The following is a 20,945-nucleotide window of genomic DNA, read 5'->3' on the forward strand; positions in this document are numbered from 1 at the left end:
TCTAGTATGTGAATGCTATAGATGTTGAGTTAGCTATTCATATAGTCGCATAGAGATGTACGAGTAAATGCCTACGACCCCTTTTCATATTGAGCCGTTTAGAAATTGTATTTTGGTCACGCTTCGCGGTAAGTGGGATATGTCCACGAACATTCAGTACCTTGCTAAGCTTTCTGATTGCTTGAAAACCCGTAAGGGCAGACCCTTTCACTTATTTGTAGACATGCGTAGTTGGCAAATCCCCAATTCTGATACCTTCAATCAAATAAAAGCGCCCATTAAGTTAGATAGGCGAAGTCAGCTCAGCGAGACATGGCTAGAAGATGAAGCAACAGATGCTGATCACATTGCAGAGAAGTTTTTTTAGCGCGCCATCAATTAAACTGGGATTTGAACTTGAACGTACTCAAAGCATCTCAGAGTTTATAACCCTTTGTGAAGAAAAAGCAGATAACGTTGTTATAGATTATGTTCGAACTTGGATAGGCTAAAAAAGCCCGCGTTCGATAAACAAAATTCGTCGCGACAATAGATATTTTATATCGCAACAACTATCGCGTTCAGTCTTACGTTGACTATAATACGCTGCTTATTTTCGCACTTTCTATGCTAGGTATTGGCCTAGCCCACTTACAAATAGGTGAATAAATTGTCAGATTGGAGCATCGAAGAAGCGGAGCGCGTCTATGGCGTGTCTCAATGGGGTGGCGGCTATTTTCAAATTGGTGAAAACGGCAACGTCCATATTACCCCTGTTCCTGAAGATCCTAGCATTCGAATCGACTTTAATTCGGTAATTGAAGATATCCGCAAAGAAGGCGTACAGTTTCCTGTTGTTGTACGCTTCCACGATATTCTGCGCTCGCAAGTTGCAGGCTTGAACAAAGCATTTAGAAGCTCCATCGAAGAAGCCGAATACCAAGGCCAGTACCAAGGTGTGTATCCGGTAAAAGTAAACCAAATGCGCGAAGTCGTTGAGGAAATTGTCGATGCGGGCAAGCCATTTAACTATGGCTTAGAAGCGGGGTCAAAAGCCGAGCTTCTGACTGTGCTTGCCATGAATACCAACGAAGAGTCTCTGACTATCCTAAATGGTTATAAAGACGACGAAGTTATGCGTCTTGCGCTGTTAGGAAGAAAGCTGGGTCGCCGCGTTGTGGTAGTTGTTGAAAAATACACCGAGCTTCTTCTTCTGGTAAAAATAGCCAAAGAGCTGGATATCGATCCTATCATTGGTGTGCGCTCAAAAATGACGGTGAAAGGTCGTGGTAAGTGGGAAAGCTCTGGTGGTGAACGTGCGAAATTCGGTTTAACCATTACTGAGATCATTAACGCAGCCCGCTACCTTGAAGAGCAAGGCATGGCGCACTGCTTAAAGCTGCTGCATTTCCATATTGGTAGCCAATTAACAGACATTCGTGCGGTTAAAGAAGCGGTAACCGAAGGCGCGCGTATTTACGCAGACCTTCATAAAATGGGCTTCGAGCTAGATTATGTTGATGTAGGTGGTGGCCTTGGTATCGATTACGACGGCAGTAATTCAACTAATGAATCGTCGCGTAACTACAGCATGCAAGAGTATGTTGCTGACGTTGTCTATGGCATGAAGGAAATGTGCGACCTTGAAGGCGTACCGCATCCGCATCTGGTTAGTGAAAGTGGACGTGCAATCACTGCGCATCACAGCTGTGTTATCACGGAAATTGTGGGCGAAATTAAGTCGAATGCGTCGCAAATGGATACATCAGCAAAAGCGGGTGAACACTTCTTCCTTAAGAATATGCGCGAACTTGCAGACACGTTTGATGAACAAACGAACATGCATGAAATTTACAACGACGCGTCTCAGTATAAAGAGCAGGCACTAGATGCGTTCAAACTACGCGTGTTGTCACTTGAAGAGCTGGGCAAAATCGAAACGCTGTACTGGCAAATTATGGGTCGCTTACAGCAGTGGTATCGCAACGAAGAATATGTTCCAGAAGAGCTTCAAGAGCTAGATTACAGTTTGTCGTCTCAGTACCTTTGTAATTTCTCTGTATTCCAGTCGGCTGCTGATACATGGGCCATCGACCAGCTGCTGCCGGTAGTACCTCTTATTCGTATGAATGAAGAGCCAACGGTTAATTGCTCGCTAGTGGATATTACCTGTGATAGCGACGGTAAAATTGATCAGTTCACTATTGGCCGTGAAATTACTGACGTACTGCCAATGCACCCGCTTAAGAAAGATGAGCCGTACTACATTGGTTTGTTCTTAACGGGCGCTTATCAAGACGTTATGGGCGACATGCACAACTTGTTTGGTCGCTTAAATGAAGTGCATATTTACAGCTATGACGACGATCCTGAAGACTTTTACATTGAAGAAGTGGTGAAGGGGTCATCGGTAGAAGATGTACTTAACGTTATGCAGTATAACCCGCGCGCAATGGCATCAGACGTAAAACGCATGATAGACAAGCAAGTGTGGGACGGAAAATTGAACCCTCGTGAAGGGGTTCGCTGGACTGATTTTTACGAAAACTGTTTGGCAGGTTATACCTATTTAAAACAGTAGCGTTTAATATCTGAATGAAAGTACCGAAAAGCCGATGCCGATATTACTTATCTGCGTCGGCTTTTTTCAAGTAACGCTTCCAAAACTCGGCTGTTGTTGAATTAATCATATTCGACTCTGCATTCATCAGCATCACATAGCCAACTTTGTGCTCAGGCAAAAACGCCACGTCAGCGCGATAGCCTTTTACCCAACCCCCATGATAGTTAAGCTGTAATCCATTTAAGTCGTAAATACGCCAACCCAAACCATAGTGAGCATCGTCAATCATGCCGCGCCAACCTCTGCGGTAGGTTTCACGCTTCGTTTTCACGCGCTCTGTAGTGACATAGTCCACCATTTCATCGGATATGACCGTGGGGAACTCGCCTAGCAGCGCTTGCAGATAAATCGTCATATCTGAAATGCTAGCGTTAACGCCAGCAGCTGGAGAGAACCGGTAGTAGTTGCTTTCTACCTTTCCTTCGCGCCATTTATTTCTGGCGATAGCAATATGAGGTTGAGCCCATGATTCTGATGCAAGCAATCCGCCTTTTCCAACACTGGCTGTTTTCATGCCTAGTGGTGCAAACAGATTGGCCTGAAGCTGTCGTGAGTAAGAGGTATTATTGTTGCTGAAGTAGTATTCCAGCGCACCAAAGAGTGCATTTTGATAGGTATAGCATTCACCCGGCGCACACAGTGGTTCAAGCTCGCCCAGGGATTTAAGCACGCGCTCCAGCGAGTAGTCAGCTTCAATAAGGTTGTCGTAAGCGTTGGGCATAAAGCCACTAGATTGGCCAACGATATGTTGCAGTTGCAGCGCATTCATTCCTTTGCCTTTAAAAGGAATGTCGGGTAATAAGGTGGTTATCGGCGTTTCCCAGCTAAGCTGGTTTTTTTCTACAAGTTTAGCTGACAACAACGCAGTAAAGGTTTTTGAAACAGAAGCTAGCCTGAATACTGTGTTCTCTGTAACTTTCTCTCCGCCGCGTTTGCGGGTACTTCCATATACGTAAACCCTTGGCGCTTTGCCCTGTTCATAAAACACAAACGCATAACCAGGCACGTTGTATTTTGAGGCTTCCTTTTGAACGTAACTAGCATAGTCATCAAGCCAATCCGCAAAAGCGCTTTGTGTAATGACCATTAGCATCGCTATCAGCCAAATTTTAGACAGGCGCAGCTTGAAGGTGCGCAAAGAGTTCAGCATACAGTCAGCTCGTTAAGCCTGTGGTTTTCTGATACATCCATCAGGCGCTCATTATTATTATCGCATTATTATGCGTTTAGCTGCTCCAATGATCAAATATCGCTAATTATGCTCACTATCTCTTCAATGATTTGATTTATTCTAGCGGTAAGCGAACCGTTGTAAGAATATGCAAGAAAGGAAGAAAAGTTCGACTAGCAAGGTTAGTAATTATTGAGTTCTGATTTTGTCGCACCAACAGGGCAAATGCACGATACACTAGATAAAGGTGATAAACGACAGGTGGGAAGTGCATTCTAATGCCAGACAGTCTTTTTGTCTCAGACATGAGGGTTTCAGAAAACTCGACAACTGCTGAGTCAGTGCTTTCAAAAGCAAGACTTAGCAGAGATCCGCGCTTTGACGGACGATTTTTTGTGGCGGTAAAAACAACCGGTATTTTCTGTAGGCCAATCTGTCCAGCGCGACTTCCTAAAGAAGAGAATGTGACTTACTTTCAACACGCCACACAGGCAATGGCACATGGTTATCGTCCATGTTTTCGCTGCAGACCAGACAGTGCACCTCGTTCAGCGGCGTGGAAAGGCGTGGGCGCAACGATTAACCGAGCGTTGTCGCTGCTATCTGTTATTCCCATTGAGCGGGTTGCGGATATTGCTATGCGGTTGGGTATTAGTGAGCGTTATCTAAATAAATTGGTCGTCAATGCTGTGGGCATACCGCCTAAGCAGTTTCAAAATATGCAGCGCACTTTGTTTGCAAAGCAGCTTATTCAACAAACTCATTTATCTATGACAGATATCGCAATTACGGCAGGCTATCAATCACTGAGGCAACTGCAGCGGGCTATCGAGCAATATTGCGCTACGTCTCCTACCCAGCTTAGAAAAAAAGAGCCGGTTCAACAAAAGGCTATCTCTTTATTTCTTTCTTATCGGCCGCCGTACAATTGGCCCTATGTACGAGATTTCTTGGCAACCCGTGCTATTGAGGGCATGGAACGAGTAACGAACGAGAGCTATGAACGATACTTTTCATGCAATGAAAGTGTAGGCTTTTTTAAAGCTATTCACGACGAGGCGCGCCACGGATTCAAACTTCTCATCGACATGCCTGATTTAGGTCGTCTTCATACGATAATTGAAAACATAAAGCAGGTACTAGATCTTCACGCTGACCCGCTTTTAATTGAACAAAGCCTATTGCAGTCTGGGTTACCGCCGAGCAAGTTAACGTATGGGCTACGCCTTCCCAGTGCATGGAGCGTATTTGAAAGTGGTTGTCGGGCTATTGTAGGCCAGCAAGTTAGTGTAAAAGCGGCTATTGGCCAGGTGACTTTACTGGTACATCAGCTGGGCGAAACGGTCTCTGATGCACTCCCGTCAAACGGTCTTGAATCTACAACGAGTGAACGCTACAGCTTTCCCTCGCCTGAAAGTGTGGCCGAAAACAGTCTTGAATTCTTACGTATGCCACAGGCGAGGAAGGAAGCCGTGCGTCATTTTGCTCGTTTATTCATAAACGGTAACATGCCAAGCCATGAAGACATACTCGCCATTAAAGGCGTGGGCCCGTGGACGCTCGACTATCTAAAAATGCGGGGGGAGAGAAACCCTGATATTTACCTTGGCGGTGATTTAATCGTTCGTAAAATGGCGCAGCAGTACCCCATAGCGCCTGAAAAAGCGGCACCTTGGCGCAGTTATTTAACCCTTCAATTGTGGCAGTTAAGCAATCAGTAAAGAGAGTCGTTAGTATGAAATATACAGATTTCGTGAACAGCATACAGGGGCTCGTTAAAGTTGAAGCCACTGATAAAGGCATAACGGCTATCGAGTTCGTGAGTGCCGCTGAATCAGATAATACGGCCAACGCGAAGCAGGGGGTTATAGGCAGAGAAACTGCAGCGCAAGAAAGCATGCTAAGCAACGGCTTTCATTCGCAAAAAAACGCCATCACCGAGGCAGCGTGCAGTCAATTACAGGCATACTTTGACGGTACGTTACGCGAGTTTGACCTACCGCTTTGCCCTAAAGGTACGGCGTTTCAGAATCAGGTGTGGGATGCCTTGCAGCAAGTTAAATACGGCGAAACCGCTAGCTATTTAGACATCGCAAAAGCCATTGGCAACCCAAAAGCTGTCCGCGCCGTGGGTATGGCAAATGGTCGTAACCCTATTGCTATTGTTGTGCCTTGCCATCGTATAATCGGAAGTAATAAAACCCTAACGGGCTATGCAGGTGGTTTACCGCGTAAGCAGTATTTACTTAATTTAGAAGGAGCCCAAGGGGTGCTGGGGCTATAAAAGAATGGGTGATAAGAAAATGGTGATAAAAGAATGGCAATAAGAGACATTATCTCGCTGCTGGTGTTAGCCGGTATCTGGGGCGGTTCATTTATTTTCATGCGTGTTGCCGCACCAGAATTTGGCATTTATGTATTAGTAGCCATTCGTACCGTGCTTGCTACAGCGGTATTGCTACCATTGCTGTTAATACGAGGGTCGCTAAAAGACATAAAGCGCCACTGGTTGGCCATTGCGCTGGTGGGCATGGCTAACACGGCGGTTCCTTTCGTCCTGTTTAATTACAGCAGCCTGCATTTAGAGGCAGGGGTGAATGCCATTTTAAATGCCTCGGCTCCCATGTTTGGCGCCATTGTCGCTTGGCTGTGGTTAGGTGACAAACTAACAAAGTCAGCAGTAGCGGGGCTTTTTGTAGGCTTTGTAGGCGTAACCGTTATTAGTCAGCAAAAGCTCGGCGAGGGCGATATTAGTTTTCTTCCTATTTTGACTGCATTATTGGCCACCACTGGCTACGGCATAGCGGCGTGTATGATGAAGAAATGGTTGCAGGGGGTTAAACCTCTGGTTGTCGCTACAGGTAGTCAGGCTATGGCCAGCGTGATGCTAGCACCATTCGCGCTTGCGACCTTGCCAGAAACAATGCCAAGCGTTAATGCATGGGTAAATGCGGTAGCGCTGGCTGTCGGTGGCACGGGCATAGCGTATATCTTGTATTTCAAACTCATAGCTGACATCGGCCCAGCCAAAGCCATTACTGTAGCTTATCTAGTACCACTATTTGGCATTATTTGGGGTGTACTGTTCTTGCAAGAGCACTTATCAATTCAAACCATTGTGGGTGGTTTAATGATTTTGTTCGGTGTGGCGTTAACCACAGGCGTTCTCAAAAGAAAACGCCTTAAGGTTAAACCTGCTTAAATTGAATCAAACTTGGGCTAGTCTATCAGCTGCATTCTTACTAAATTGCTGCCGTCGCGCTTGGCTTGATAAAGCGCGTCTTCCGCGTGCGCGGTTACTTCGTGCATAGCGCGCGGTGACGCGGTGTAAGATATACCAATAGACGCTGTAATAAGCAGTTCTGGTAACTCTTGTAGCGGCGGCAAGGTAGCGATGCCGTGACGAAGATTTTGTGCCATATCAAAAGCCACATGCGGGCCGGTATGTGGCAATAGAATAATGAATTCTGCACTGCTCCAGCGTCCCAATACATCCTGCTCGCGCAGGTGCTCAGCCAAGTAGGCCACAACTTTATCTAATAAGTCGTCGCCTGCGTTTCTGCCGTGAGCGTCGACAATGTCAGAAAACTCATCAATGCTAATCAGCATTACGCTTAGTGACTTATGTTCAGCCAGTAGCGTTTTGTAGATAAGCTGTAAATTCTCTTTTTCTGGAAGACGGTTAGTATGGCGAACAACCAGATCTGGCTGCATGTCTTTTCTGAAGTAATACAACAGATTGTAGATAAGTAAAAACAGCGAGAATACAACAACCAGTAGTGTTACAACGCTGAATACAAATGCTTGTGAAATTTCAGCCTGGCGTTCTTCAAGTGGACTGAGTAAAAACACCGTCCAACCAAATTGATTAAGTTTTACTTCGGCAATAAGGTAATCATTCTGGTCGATAGTCACTAATTTATTGTTGAGTGCCTGCTCGTTCTGGATAGTAAGGGGAAGGCTGGCATACCAAGGCAATTCTGACAAATTGGTAAAATCAGAGTAAGACGCAATAAGATTAGGATCAGAAGACAGCATAATGTCACCCTCACCATCTACAAACAAAAAGTCGTAGCCGTACTCTTGCTTATAGGTATCGAAGACCTCGATAAAACTGCGCAGACTCTTTCCAACACCAAAGAAGCCCAAGAAGCGGCCATTTTCATCGTGGATCTTTATATCAATATAGAAATGGGTGTCTTCCCATTTACCGATATCTGCCACGGCATCGGTAGGGTAGTCCTTGTACTTGAAGTACCAGCTTACTTCCCCTTCAATCAGGTTAATTATGCTGCCATCAGAATTATATTGTTTTCTGTCTGCCTCGCTGGCAATAAAGAAAGACAACCCAAACTCGTTTTCAAGACGATCCAATGTTTTGAAAACAGCCTCTTGGTCGATCGTTTCTCCATCCATCAAGTCTACTAACTCGGTGGAATGCCCCAAAGCTTCTGAAATATGGAGTGGTTTTAAAAGTTGCTCCACAATAAGTGAGATTGCGGGCGAAAGTGACTGTTGTTGCGCGCGACTCTGCTCGGCAACAATCTTGGAAATACTAAAATGTACCAGTGTAACGATAGCGATAACCACTACCGCGAATAACACTAAAATGCTTCTATGCAGTGTTCTAAATGTGTTCACAGACTGCGCATGCTCCCTTGCCTGACTGAACTTTACCTATAATGGTAAGTATACCTGTTGCAATATTGAACTACTAGGTGACTATCATTAACTTTAGACTAAATAACAATGAAGGAAAACACCTAGTTTTCGCACTCTGCAAATCGCTTTTTATCACGAATGAACCGCTGACATACGCTATTCCCTTGGTTACACTATGCTCCGATTTTCATTCTCTTTGCGAAATAAAGGAATTATATGGCTTTCTCAGTGGTTGTTTTAGCGGCGGGTAAAGGTACTCGTATGAAATCGTCGTTGCCCAAGGTGTTACACAAAGTAGGTGGTGTGCCTATGGTGCAGCGAATTATCAACACAGTAAAATCACTGGGTGCTGACAATATTCATTTAGTCTACGGTCATGGCGGCGACCAGCTTAAGGCAACGGTTGTTGAAGACAATCTAAACTGGTGCTTACAGGCCGAACAGTTAGGTACAGGCCACGCTGTTCAGCAAGCGGCACCCCATATTAAAGACAATGAAGACGTGCTTGTTCTGGTTGGCGACGCGCCACTTATTCGCGAAGAAACACTAAGTGCGTTAAAAGCCGCAAAGGAAAGCTGTGATTTAGCACTGCTCACTGTAAATCTAGACGACCCCACAGGTATGGGCCGTATTATTCGTGAGAATGACAACATTACCGCGATAGTCGAGCACAAAGACGCCACTGATGCCCAGCGTGAAATTAAAGAAATTAACACCGGTATGATGATGATGTCTGGCGTTGATCTTAAGCGCTGGTTGGGCGAGTTGAGCAATGATAACGCGCAAGGTGAGTATTACCTTACCGACGTTATTGCCATGGCAGCGGCCGAAGGCAAACGAATTCAGTCAGCACAGCCACAGTCTGCGGTAGAAGTGGAAGGCGTTAATAATCGTTTGCAGTTAGCTAACCTGGAGCGCGCGCTTCAGCGTCGCCAAGCCGAGGAGCTAATGACCAATGGCGTGACCTTGCTGGATCCTGCTCGTTTTGACTTACGCGGCCAGCTTGAAACCGGTAACGACGTAATTATCGACGTTAACGTTATTGTTGAAGGTAAGGTGACACTTGGTAGCAACGTCAACATTGGTGCAAACTGTATTCTGCGCAACTGTGCTATTGCCGATAACGCTGTAATTGAAGCTAATTCTATTGTTGAAGAAGCCAGTGTAGGTGAAGCCTGCACGGTCGGGCCTTTCGCTCGACTACGCCCTGGTGCAGTAATGCAGAAAAATGCCAAAGTGGGTAACTTCGTGGAAATGAAGAAGGCTATTTTAGGCGAGGGCGCCAAAGCGAATCACTTAACCTACCTAGGCGATGCAGAAGTGGGTGCCAAAGCGAACATTGGCGCAGGCACAATTACCTGTAACTACGACGGTGTGAACAAGTCCAAAACCGTCATCGGCGAAAACGCCTTTATCGGCTCAAACTCGTCGCTTGTCGCGCCTGTAAACATTGGCAAAGGGGCTACTGTAGGTGCTGGTTCCGTGATCACGTCAACCGTAGACGAAGACGCGCTAGCCGTTGCCCGCGGTAAGCAGCGCAATATTCCAAATTGGCCGCGCCCGACAAAAAAATAAAGACGTATCCTTATTAAAGTTCGCTAACGGGTTACATGGTGAGATAGGGCTGGCAAACACAAATAGTGATTAGCTAGCCCAGTTTCTTCTTCAGTCCCATCAAACTATCGCCCAGTCAGAAAGATGACAAAATCAGAGGGCTTAAATTAACGTCTACTGTGTCGCTGTAAACGCAACTCATTCAGCTATCTGTCTTCTAAATAATGAACTATCTAAGGTTTCCCCTATCTATCATTACTGATAGTGTGTGTTTACTTACCTCTTAATTCTCGTTACACAAGGATATGCGATGATATCTACACTTCTGGTTGGCTTTGGATTTTCCGCCACAACCTTTCATTTGCCATTTCTAAATTATCTACCGCAGTTCTCTGTCGATGTGGTTATCTCTTCAAAACCTGATGTGGTTAACGCAGTTTTACCCCATGCTGAAGTGTATGGCTCGTTGGAAGAAGCGCTTAAAATTCATGATGTAGACTTGGTGGTTATTACAACCCCAAATCACCTTCATGGGCCACAGGCGAAACTGGCATTAGAGCACAGCTGTCACGTATTGGTAGAAAAGCCATTTACATTAGATAGTGAAGAAGCAGAAGCTTTAGTAGAGCTTGCACATTGTCAAAATAAACAGCTTTGTGTTTATCACAACAGACGTTTTGATGGCGATTTTCTTACGATTAAGCAGCTAATTAACGATGGAAAATTTGGCGACATTAAACGTTTGGAAAGCCGCTTCGACCGATTTCGCCCGGTACCACGAGACAGATGGCGTGAAAATGCAGGGCCTGGAAGCGGTATCTTCTGGGATTTGGGTCCCCACTTAATCGACCAAGCGCTACAGCTTTTCGGCGAGCCGGAAGAAGTGTCGGCAAGCATACAGGCCTTGCGTGAAAATGGGCAGTCAGATGACACGTTCGATGTAACACTTCACTATGTTGATAAAGTTGTAAAGCTAGGTAGTTCAGCTTTTCAGGCAGGAGCAACATTGCGCTACGACTTGCAAGGCACAAAAGGCAGCTTTCGAAAGTTCTATTTAGATCCGCAGGAAGATCAATTGCGTGCAGAGCTATCCTTTGATGATGAACACTGGGCGATTACAAAAGACAACGAGCATGGCGTGCTAGCTGTGGTCAATGAAAGCGGCCAGCTAGTTGAAGAGACGGTGACAACATTGAAGGGTGAATATCTCACGTTTTTCAATCGGCTTGCTCACGCTATTGAAGACGGTAAATTCTCGCCTGCTGACGCGAGTACGGTCGTACCTGTTATCAAAGTCATTGAGCTAGCCATAGAAGCGAGTGCTCAAAAGAAATCGCTGGCGTTTAATTAAACAATTATCTTGATCGTCGTTTCAATTTAACTTACGATGCTTTCACTTTAAAACTAATAACTTTCGTTTTGAAAGTTATGATTGAATGTTGAAGGTGTGTTTGCGGACTGTTTTGCAGACTTTTCATGGCTTGTTCTCAATTGGAACAACGCGTACAGGAAGGTTTAGCGAGAAGGCGGCAAGAGCATGAGATTATATTGAAAAGTAGTAAATCAGTTGAACAGCGCCGCCAGCAGATAGTGGCGTGGGTGAAAGAGCATGGTCAATCACAAGTTGAAGATTTGGCCGTGCGTTTTGCTACGTCTGAAGTCACCATTAGAAAAGATCTCGCAGCCCTCTCGCAGCAAGGTTTGCTGATTCGACAGTTTGGTGGCGCAGTGCCTGTACCATCATCTACCAATTCAAATGCTGGGCCATCTCAGTTTATGACCAGTGACCCTTTCGCGAATTCAACTACTAGCCCAGCAATTAACGCTATAGGCCAACTTGCAGCGAGCTTGGTCAAACCGGGCAATAAGCTCGTTATAGACTGCGGGTCTACCACCGCATCCATCTTACCCCATTTATCACATGCCGATGATTTAGTGGTAATGACCAACACATTATCAACCGCCAATTACCTTACCCAAAGTGAAAAAGAGCCGACGGTGTTAATGGTAGGGGGCACATGGGATGCCCAATCTCAGTCGTTTCAAGGCGCTATGGCTGAACAATTGGTTAGTGCCTATAGTTTTGACATTGCGTTTATAGGTGCCGCGGGCATTGATGTGAATAGAGGCACCACCACTTTTAACGAGCTTATTGGTGTAACCCGCGCCATGGCTGTGGCGGCCAGTAAGGTAGTGATAGTAGCCAGCTCAAAGAAATTAACGCATAAAATGCCTAACCTAGAGCTAAGCTGGAAAAACATTTCTGTTTTGATCACTGATGAAGGCATTAGTGAACAAGACAAACTTAATATTGAAAATCAGGGCGTGACAGTACTTATTGCAGCGCCGAGTGGAGAATAATTATGTGTGGAATAGTTGGCGCTGTAGCTGAGCGTAACGTGGTTGAAATCCTATTAGAAGGTTTAAAAAGACTGGAGTATCGCGGCTATGATTCAGCTGGAGTGGCGCTATTGCAAGGCGACGGCACGCTTACGCGTATTCGCCGTACAGGCAAAGTACAAGAGCTTGCTGATGCAGTGGCAGAAGGTGAAGCTTTGGGTACAACTGGAATTGCTCATACCCGCTGGGCAACGCACGGTGGTGTGACTGAAGCGAATGCGCACCCACACTTTTCAACTGAACGTGTAGCTGTTGTTCACAACGGTATTATTGAAAACTACGTTAACTTAAAAGCACAGTTAAAAGAGCAGGGCTATACCTTTACCAGCGACACCGACACAGAAACTATTGCTCACACCGTACACGAAGAGCTTAAGTCAGGTAAGACTTTACTAGACGCTGTGCAAAGTGCCGTTAAAACCTTCCACGGTGCGTATGGCACCGTCATCATGGATAAAGAAGATCCTAGTCGCGTAGTGGTTGCACGTTCGGGCAGCCCGCTTGTAATTGGTTTGGGGCTTGGCGAAAACTTCATTGCGTCAGATCAAATGGCATTATTGCCAGTGACACGCCGCTTTATCTTCTTAGAAGAAGGCGATGTGGCAGAGATTACTCGTCGCGACGTTAAAATCTTCGATAAAGACGGCAATGCCGTTGAACGCGAAGTGATTGAGTCGAATATCGAGCACGACGCGGGTGACAAAGCGGGTTACCGCCACTACATGCTTAAGGAAATTCACGAGCAGCCAACCGTTGTGCGTAATGCGCTTAAAGATCGTATTGACGAAAACGGACTTACTGCTGACATATTTGGTAAAGGTGCTGACGAGATATTCAAAAAAGTACAGCATGTACAAATTATTGCCTGTGGTACCAGCTACCATGCGGGTATGACGGCGCGCTACTGGCTGGAACAATATGCAAATGTGTCGTGCAACGTAGAAATTGCATCAGAATTCCGTTACCGCAAGTCAGTAGTGCACCCGAACAGCCTGCTTATTACTATCTCTCAATCAGGTGAGACAGCCGATACGTTAGCTGCCCTTCGCTTAGCAAAAGAGCTGGGCTATATGTCTAGTTTGACAATCTGTAACGTTCAGGGTTCGTCATTAGTACGCGAGTCAGACCTTGCATTTATGACCTGCGCTGGCGCGGAAATTGGCGTTGCGTCTACCAAAGCTTTCACTACTCAGCTCACTGCGTTCTTAATGCTTACCCTAGCACTGGGCAAAGAAAACGGCATGACAGACGCTGACAGCAAAGCTATTGTCTCTGCGCTTCATAGTCTACCTGCAAAGCTTGAAGAAACCTTAGCGATAACTGGTGGTATTGAAGATTTAGCTGAAGAATTTGCAGATAAGAACCACAGTTTGTTCCTAGGTCGTGGCGATCAATACCCTATTGCCATGGAAGGAGCGCTTAAGCTTAAAGAGATTTCTTATATTCATGCGGAAGCGTATGCGTCTGGTGAATTGAAACACGGCCCACTTGCGCTTATTGATGACGAAATGCCCGTTATTGTGGTTGCACCGAACAATGAACTCCTCGAGAAGCTAAAGTCGAACGTTGAAGAAGTACGTGCCCGTGGCGGCATCATGTATGTGTTTGCCGATAAAGATGCGGCGTTTGAAGGTGATGAAACCATGCGCGTTATCGACGTACCGCACTGCGACGAACCAATCGCACCTATCATTTATACCTTGCCACTACAGCTATTGAGCTACTACGTAGCGCTAATTAAGGGCACCGATGTTGACCAGCCGCGTAACTTGGCGAAGTCGGTTACGGTGGAATAAGCCTCACTTCATCGATAAACCCTACTGTCAGAGCCTATTAAAATTGGTTTGAGCATTATTATATTTGGTTCAAGTGATATTATATTTGGTTTGATTAAAATAAATCGACGTAAGTTTGGTTTATAAAAAATCTTGGTTTATGCTCATCAAGTAAGAAATTGGTGAGCATAAACAATGAAAAAGCTTGAATGGCTGACAAAAGAAGAGATTAAGCGACACGTGCTCGAAGAGCGCTACGAATTGACAATTGGCGATGACTACCAAGACAAAATGGTGTGGTCTTAAAAGGCGCGTGCGCACATGGCAATCGACCTTTGTCATGTGTGCCGTTGTTAACTCTCGGCTACTCGTAACGCAATGCCGTGATTGGATCCAGGTCGGATGCTTTGGCGGCAGGCACCACCCCAAACAATAAGCCAATAAAACTGGAGAAAAACAAGGCAAGAGCCACCGCCCAGTTCGGAATGATGGGGGCAGGAAGTCCAGGAATAAATAGTACGGCGAGATATCCCAATAACCATCCGACAAACAGTCCAATTAAGCCGCCCAGAAACGATACGATGACGGCCTCTATCAGGAACTGCAGCAGAATAACGTGACGCTGAAATCCCAGTGCTTTGCAGATGCCAATCTCACGTGTGCGCTCAGTTACAGACATCAGCATTGTATTCATGATGCCAATGCCGCTGACAATCAATGAAATACCGACAATACCACCAAGCACGACGGTGATGGTGTCGGTGACACTGGAAATGGAGCGTGTGAGTTGTTGCGCCGTTTGTACCATGAAATCATCGTCTTCATCTTCTCGCAACCCACGGGATTCACGCAGTAACTCCTCAATGCCCAATTGCACACTGCGTGTATTGGCGATGTTCTCCAGATTTATCAGGACAGTGATGTCTTGCAGGCCCTCGTCTGCCAACATTCTTTGACCGATGGTAAAAGGCACGACAATGTAATCGTCCTGACTCAGTCCAAGAATGTCCCCCCGTTCTTCCATCACTCCAACTACTTTGAGCGTGGTACCACCGACGTCAATGAATTCGCCAATCGGATTGGCGGGCAACTTGAGATTTTTACGCACTCGCTCACCGATGATAGCTACTTTTCGCGCGGAAGCGTTGTCGCTATTGGTAATAAACCTGCCCTTGTCAGGGTAGACTTCTATGGCATCTTTGTATGACGAGGTGACGGCAATCACACGGGTTTGGCTTTCCTGTCCACCACTTGAAATCATGGCACCAAATTGTCCAAACGGTGAAAATGATGGAATTATCTGGCCAGAGAATCCAAAGTTGCGTTTGATACTGAGGTAGTCTTCCATAGTAAGACGGTTCAACTCTCCCAGTAACCGCTGCTCAAATGGGGTATCAGACTGCACGGTAAGGACATTTGCCCCAAGACCCTCAAAATTGCGCATGATGGAGTAGGACATACCTTGAATAATCGAGACCACGGTGATGATAGACGCTACGCTGACGACAATCCCCAGAGCCGTAATCAAACTTCTTGAAGCCCGCGTATTGATGCTATTCACCGCCTGCAAAAAGCATTGATAAATGACATGGATCATACCGTAATACAGTCCTTCGCTACTTTGCCGTCCACCAGAGTGACTCTTCGATGACACTGTTGGGCGATATTATCGTCATGGGTCACCAGCACCACGGTTTGGCCATCATCATGAAGATCTCTAAACAGTGTCATAATATCTTCAGTTGTTGTGCTGTCGAGGTTACCGGTAGGCTCATCAGCAAGAATGAGCGACGGTTGAGTAATTAAGGCTCTGGCAATAGCTACGCGTTGCCGTTGACCGCCAGAGAGTTCACTGGGCAAGTGTGCTTCGCGATTGGCCAACCCCACTTTTGCCAGTTGTGCACGCGCCATCGCAACTTTTTGCTTCTGCGGAATGCGCCGATAAACCAACGGATGCATGACATTTTTAAGTGCGCTAAGATTTGGAATTAAATTAAAGTTCTGAAAAACGAAACCAATTTGCTGATTGCGAATATTTGACAAACTGCTCTCAGACATTTCAGAAATGCGGCGCCCTCCAAGGTGATAGTCTCCTGATGTTGGACGGTCCAGACAGCCGAGAATATTCATCATAGTGGATTTTCCAGAGCCGGAAGAGCCGAGGATGGCCACAAACTCGTTATCTGCAATAGACAGTGCGACATCATGAAGCGCAAAAATTTCTTGTTCGCCAATTTCATATCGTTTGGTGATGTTAGACAGTTCAATGAGTGGAGGCATAGTATTCTTCAAGCGATTCCTTCTCCTCTATCGGCACCTTATTGCGGATAGAATTCAGCGCTCTGGATGGGCCAATGATAACCCGTTCGTTTTCTTTCAGACCCCTCTTTATTTCAAGATATTGGTCATCGGCAACGCCGGTAACCACAACGCGCTTTTCGGCTTTACCTTCGCTTGCCACGAAGACGTAACGTTCAGCCTGACTGGCTTGTTGTGTCAGGCTTACTCCATCGTCATCGGTAACATCATCGCTCAAGACGGCCTGCACCGGGACACTGAGTGAGGGAGCTGGGTCTGTCGTATATATTTTGGCGCGGCATGACATGCCAGAGCGCAAAGCGAACCCATCACTGTCATTGATTTTTACTTTGACCGAGTAAGAGCGACCAGTCGTATCGTTAGCTGCAAAGTTGCCCGAAGCATTTCGCGGACTGATAGCGATATCTGTAATGGCACCTTTAAGCCCTTCATACGGCAATGTTGGGCAATTGACATAAGCTTCGCCGTGAACAGAGAGGCTAGAAATGTCATTCTCATCGACATTCAAGTCGACTACAATGGACTCTTCCTTAGCTACCGTCATCAAGCTCGAACCTGGAATGCCTGTTGCACTTGGCACCGCGGTTTCCCCGGGTTTAATCGAAACAGCGACAACAGTGCCTGACATGGGAGCCTTGATAATCGTTTGCCGCAGACGTTTTTCTGCCTGATGAAGCGCTGCTTGCGAGCGTTTAAGGTTGAGTTGGCTTGTGAGCAAGTCAGATTGTGCGGCTTTCAACTCATAGTAGGCGTCGTCAAAGTTTGCCTGGGTGACCAACCCCTCGCTGATAAGTTTGTCGACCCTATCAAAGAGCACCTGGGCATTATTCACATTGATGTTCTGGCGTTCCACATTGGCGGTATCAATCTCAACTTGCGCGCGCTGCAGCGTGATCGTTTCGCGTATGTCCTGATCATCGAGGAACAACAGTACTTGACCTTCCTCTACCCGATCGCCCTCTGCAACCGGTATGTGTTTTACTCGGGCAATTATCTCAGGGGATAACTGAGCTTCGTCTTTGTAGATTAAGTTGCCCGATGACAGCACGGAGTCGCGTATCACTCGGGATACCACCGGCTCAACAGTCACCTCTATACTGGGAGGAGCGCTAAACCATTTGAGGGTAAAGGGAGAGGACAGAATAAATATGATACCCAGTCCCCAGCCAACTTGTTTATACATGCCTGCCTCGAATTACAATACTAAGAGCGTTGACCAAATGGCGTAAACAATGACTTCGGGCAAGATTGCTATGATTGCCGCTTGACGAGTATTCAGCGCCGTCGCGACCCTCAGCCCGACCATTACCAAAAACACTTCCCATACGTTGATCAAGCTGAAAGTAGACAACATTTGCCCCCAAGCAGAGTCACCAGGAAACTGGAAGTAAAGGCGATTTAACGACACGGGATTTACATCATTCGGCAACATGCCTAAATCAGCGTTGATATATATGTTGGTCGCGCCTGCGGGCAAAATAAGCAGCAGGGGTGCTGTTGACCACATAACGATGGCAAACAAACGCGTGAACTTCTCGCTATTGCCGCGAATCTTGAGCACAAACCAATAGACAAATGCGCGGAAAAGATTAACGGAGAGCGTCATGAAGAACACGCCGACCAGACTGATACTGACCAAGCGGGTCTTTGTAAGTGACTCTCGTACTGTTTGCTGTTGGTCTTCTGGCACGTTAGCCACCATTTGTTTTAGCAACCAACCCATGTCAATCGTGTTGTAGTAGAAAACATTCAACGCAGCTGTTATGCCAATGGCCGCGAGTAGTGGAAAGAACAGCGTCCACACTTTTTTGTTGAGTGCTTTTGCATACGCTCTGTCGGGTGCGTACAACAGGGAGGTATATATTCTGAGAATGTCCATGTTTTACCTATTTTTATAATCGTTAATAAAGTGTCAAAAAATCGGATTTGCCATTGACGCAGTCACAAATCCTCATTGAGAAACTTGATGAGCTTCGGCACAAATTCCATCACCGCGCAGAGCATCAGGAACATCATGGCAATGCTCAATGTGGCTTGTATGAAGGTGGCACTGACTATTTGCAGTGCGTCAAAACTTGCCCGCAAAGAGTCAGGGAATACCACGTCCTCACGATATAACGCGTCTATCGCTAGGCCCGCTAGACTGAAGCACATATAAATACAGGTCATAACAAAAAATTCACGTCGGGTTTGGAGCGGATTATCGTGATAGATTTTTTTGACAATAGGGATACTGGCGAACACGCCGAACAGCGCCAAAACGCCCACAAGAGGTTGCTCAAAAACTTGGCCCAGAATCACAGTGAGGGTCAACATAGCGACAAAAATGGTGCGAAACGTCAGGACGTTTGTTCTTTGCTCACCATTTTCAGATGTTGCTCTCTTAGGTTTTGCGCCACAGACTTTGCACTCTTCAGCGGGCTCAACCATCTCGCTGTCCCAGGTACCGTTGTCAGCGTTATAAATATACAGCCGGTTGGCGAAGCCATCTGCTTTACCAATCAGCATCTTGAACGCAATCATGGACAACATGGACGTGACCAACGTGGTGAGTGGGCCAAATGTGGGGCCTGTGCCGTGTAGCCTTCTGACATTTCCGGCATTGCCCTGACATGCAAAACACGTGGATTTCCCCGGCAGATAATTCGGTCCGACGACAGCAGTGGTATCCAGAAATCCCCCAGTGACATAAGGAATGGCGTGGCGAACGCATACGTTGTTTACCCAATCCATGGACTCATCAGGCGTATCAATAGCTTTGACTGCCACATCTACGTCGCTTACAAGTTCCACAATATCGGCTTCACTGGTAATTTTTTTGTTTACACTAATCACTTCAATCTCGGGGTTGAAAGCCCGAATTCGGTCACCTAGTACATCTACTTTGAGTTTGCCGAGATCATCGGGCGTGTACATCAGCTGACGGTTAAAATTGCTCTCTTCTACGTGGTCAAAGTCAACTAGTGTGATTTTGCCCACACCAATAGCTGCTAGGTTCCAACAGGTGTGGCTTCCGATCGCACCTGCACCAAGGATAAGTGCATGTGAGTTTTGAAGCTTTTGGTGCAATGCGTCGGGCGCATCAGAGATCATCGTCAAATATCCCAGTTGACGAGAATAGCGCCCCTCCATCTTCCTCGCCGTACCCGGAATTAAGACTTTCTTCTCGAGCAGTTCATCAAGGCGAGTGGGAGCGATGAGCTTTAGCACTTCATCTGCTTGCAACGCATCTTTGCCAAGGAAAAAGTCAACGATGGGCTGACTGTCAGAGCTAAACCTCACTTGATTCGATGGAAATGTGTTGATCAGTATTTCGTCATTGACCCGTGTTACGAGTGAGAATGGGTTGAAGTGGAATACATGGGAACTGTTCATCGTGCGCTCCTTATCCTATGTGCCATTAACGCGGGATACGAGCCGATGATCAGGGCCAGAAAAATACCATCGATCCAGATTGAATCCCATAACATCAATATTCCCTGATGTATTAAAATCAGCATTGATGTGATGAGAACAAACTGAAACAAGTGACTAAAATGGAAAAAGAACGAATACTCCAAACGCTTGGCATTTGGTGTAAGATGACTTACTAAGGAATTACGTGAAAAGCGTGGCTCGCCAAGCAGTTCCTGAAAAATATAGTAACCGTCATACTCTACGAAGGGCACAAGGTTGAGGAACATTAGTACGAAATTCAGGGCGACGAACAGCAATACAAACTGAAGCGCAAGCTCGCTAAGCGGAAGGAATGTCATCAGTAAGCCGAGCAACACCATAATGTTGTTGCCTTGTACGCCGGCAAGTAAGACTCTGACGCGCTTGGGGCGTTCAGTGAGCAGATTAATACCACTGACATCGGCATAAAAAGAGGGATGTAGGAAGAACAACATCATCCCAACTCTGGGAACTTTCACATTGTAAGATCTTGCCACCAGCGCATGAGAGCCCTCGTGAACTATACCTACAATAAGAATGGCAACAAAGTAAAATGCGACTAACAACCAGCTAAATTCAAGGTTTTCGCGAATGTTTTGAACCTGCGGAACAAGTAATGTAATTGCTAGGATGTTAAGTATAAAAATAGGAAAACTGGCCCAATCTAGGAACAGGCGATAGTACTCGGGAAACCTTCCGGTTTTCTCAAGCAGGGCAGTGGGGTCGATACGAAATAGTTTAATTTTGGTCGGTGAAAACGACTCTTTCTGTGTACTGCCTTCGAGCAAATCGAGGCGTTTTACATGGCCGATAAAGCGCTCAAAATATTCCAGTGGTATACGGCCTTGGAGTGCCTCCAATGGTGTTTTGCCATCCAATAATTTTAGCCAGTTCACTTCTTGGGCACCCAACTTGAAGTGTCGGGATGTAGAAGCGTCATAGACATGGTACATGTGCTCGTCTATTGGGTAGAAATGGATTGTGTCCTTGACTTTAAGGTTCACCGTATTTCCTCATTTGATAGTCT

The 20,945-nt window shown here is 46.1% G+C and carries 17 protein-coding genes; 9 read left to right on the top strand and 8 right to left on the bottom strand.

The features are described from left to right. Positions 1–67: 67 nt before the first annotated feature. Both KUL49_RS07305 and speA read left to right on the top strand, forming a co-directional pair. Positions 68–367, top strand: a complete 300-nt coding sequence (locus KUL49_RS07305) for an arginine decarboxylase (RefSeq protein ID WP_242633766.1) — start codon at positions 68–70, stop codon at positions 365–367. Between the two features lie 282 nt (positions 368–649). Continuing rightward, positions 650–2,560, top strand: a complete 1,911-nt coding sequence (speA, locus tag KUL49_RS07310) for a biosynthetic arginine decarboxylase (protein WP_014951242.1) — start codon at positions 650–652, stop codon at positions 2,558–2,560. A gap of 43 nt (positions 2,561–2,603) precedes the next feature. Here the strand turns inward: speA and KUL49_RS07315 are convergent, their stop codons facing one another. After that, the gene (locus tag KUL49_RS07315; RefSeq protein ID WP_039229068.1) at positions 2,604–3,752 is read right to left on the bottom strand and encodes a serine hydrolase; all 1,149 of its coding nucleotides are present in this window, start codon (positions 3,750–3,752) and stop codon (positions 2,604–2,606) included. A 299-nt stretch (positions 3,753–4,051) separates the two neighbouring features. Here KUL49_RS07315 and KUL49_RS07320 point away from each other — a divergent pair, with 299 nt between their 5' ends. From KUL49_RS07320 to KUL49_RS07330, 3 genes are read left to right on the top strand one after another with little or no spacing between them, the layout of a single operon-like run. Beyond that, on the top strand, positions 4,052–5,494 hold the full coding sequence (locus KUL49_RS07320; RefSeq protein WP_131136883.1) for a DNA-3-methyladenine glycosylase 2 family protein: 1,443 nt from the start codon (positions 4,052–4,054) through the stop codon (positions 5,492–5,494). Between the two features lie 14 nt (positions 5,495–5,508). Beyond that, positions 5,509–6,057, top strand: coding sequence for a methylated-DNA--[protein]-cysteine S-methyltransferase (locus KUL49_RS07325; protein WP_131136884.1), 549 nt, complete (start codon positions 5,509–5,511; stop codon positions 6,055–6,057). A gap of 33 nt (positions 6,058–6,090) precedes the next feature. Continuing rightward, positions 6,091–6,975, top strand: coding sequence for a DMT family transporter (locus KUL49_RS07330; RefSeq protein ID WP_131136885.1), 885 nt, complete (start codon positions 6,091–6,093; stop codon positions 6,973–6,975). Positions 6,976–6,992: 17 nt separating this feature from the next. Here KUL49_RS07330 and KUL49_RS07335 read toward each other — a convergent pair whose 3' ends face one another. Beyond that, positions 6,993–8,414, bottom strand: coding sequence for a diguanylate cyclase domain-containing protein (locus KUL49_RS07335; protein WP_131136886.1), 1,422 nt, complete (start codon positions 8,412–8,414; stop codon positions 6,993–6,995). A gap of 237 nt (positions 8,415–8,651) precedes the next feature. On the opposite strand from KUL49_RS07335, the gene glmU reads away from it, so the two are divergent. From glmU to glmS, 4 genes are all read left to right on the top strand, one after another. Beyond that, positions 8,652–10,010: a bifunctional UDP-N-acetylglucosamine diphosphorylase/glucosamine-1-phosphate N-acetyltransferase GlmU gene (glmU, locus tag KUL49_RS07340; RefSeq protein ID WP_131136887.1), complete on the top strand. Its 1,359-nt coding sequence runs from the start codon at positions 8,652–8,654 to the stop codon at positions 10,008–10,010. 289 nt (positions 10,011–10,299) lie between these two features. Continuing rightward, entirely contained in the window at positions 10,300–11,340 is a 1,041-nt protein-coding gene (locus tag KUL49_RS07345) for a Gfo/Idh/MocA family oxidoreductase (protein ID WP_131136888.1), read from the top strand. A gap of 197 nt (positions 11,341–11,537) precedes the next feature. Continuing rightward, complete coding sequence (locus KUL49_RS07350) at positions 11,538–12,350, top strand: DeoR/GlpR family DNA-binding transcription regulator (protein ID WP_131136889.1); 813 nt, start codon at positions 11,538–11,540, stop codon at positions 12,348–12,350. A 2-nt stretch (positions 12,351–12,352) separates the two neighbouring features. After that, positions 12,353–14,185 (top strand): glutamine--fructose-6-phosphate transaminase (isomerizing), encoded by a 1,833-nt coding sequence (gene glmS / locus KUL49_RS07355; protein ID WP_131136890.1) that lies wholly within the window; start codon positions 12,353–12,355, stop codon positions 14,183–14,185. A 343-nt stretch (positions 14,186–14,528) separates the two neighbouring features. Here glmS and KUL49_RS07360 read toward each other — a convergent pair whose 3' ends face one another. From KUL49_RS07360 to KUL49_RS07385, 6 genes are all read right to left on the bottom strand, one after another. Further along, positions 14,529–15,761, bottom strand: coding sequence for an ABC transporter permease (locus KUL49_RS07360; protein WP_131136891.1), 1,233 nt, complete (start codon positions 15,759–15,761; stop codon positions 14,529–14,531). Further along, the gene (locus KUL49_RS07365; protein WP_131136892.1) at positions 15,758–16,444 is read right to left on the bottom strand and encodes an ABC transporter ATP-binding protein; all 687 of its coding nucleotides are present in this window, start codon (positions 16,442–16,444) and stop codon (positions 15,758–15,760) included. Before KUL49_RS07365 ends, KUL49_RS07360 begins: the two co-directional genes overlap by 4 nt. Continuing rightward, positions 16,428–17,666: an efflux RND transporter periplasmic adaptor subunit gene (locus tag KUL49_RS07370; protein WP_131136893.1), complete on the bottom strand. Its 1,239-nt coding sequence runs from the start codon at positions 17,664–17,666 to the stop codon at positions 16,428–16,430. Before KUL49_RS07370 ends, KUL49_RS07365 begins: the two co-directional genes overlap by 17 nt. Before the next feature lie 12 nt (positions 17,667–17,678). After that, complete coding sequence (locus tag KUL49_RS07375) at positions 17,679–18,362, bottom strand: YIP1 family protein (RefSeq protein ID WP_131136894.1); 684 nt, start codon at positions 18,360–18,362, stop codon at positions 17,679–17,681. Positions 18,363–18,424: 62 nt separating this feature from the next. Beyond that, positions 18,425–19,858 (bottom strand): ThiF family adenylyltransferase, encoded by a 1,434-nt coding sequence (locus tag KUL49_RS07380; protein ID WP_131136895.1) that lies wholly within the window; start codon positions 19,856–19,858, stop codon positions 18,425–18,427. Beyond that, positions 19,855–20,922: a hypothetical protein gene (locus KUL49_RS07385; RefSeq protein WP_131136896.1), complete on the bottom strand. Its 1,068-nt coding sequence runs from the start codon at positions 20,920–20,922 to the stop codon at positions 19,855–19,857. Before KUL49_RS07385 ends, KUL49_RS07380 begins: the two co-directional genes overlap by 4 nt. Positions 20,923–20,945 lie beyond the last annotated feature (23 nt).

The organism is Alteromonas sp. KUL17 (assembly GCF_006538305.1).
GTDB lineage: Bacteria > Pseudomonadota > Gammaproteobacteria > Enterobacterales > Alteromonadaceae > Alteromonas > Alteromonas macleodii.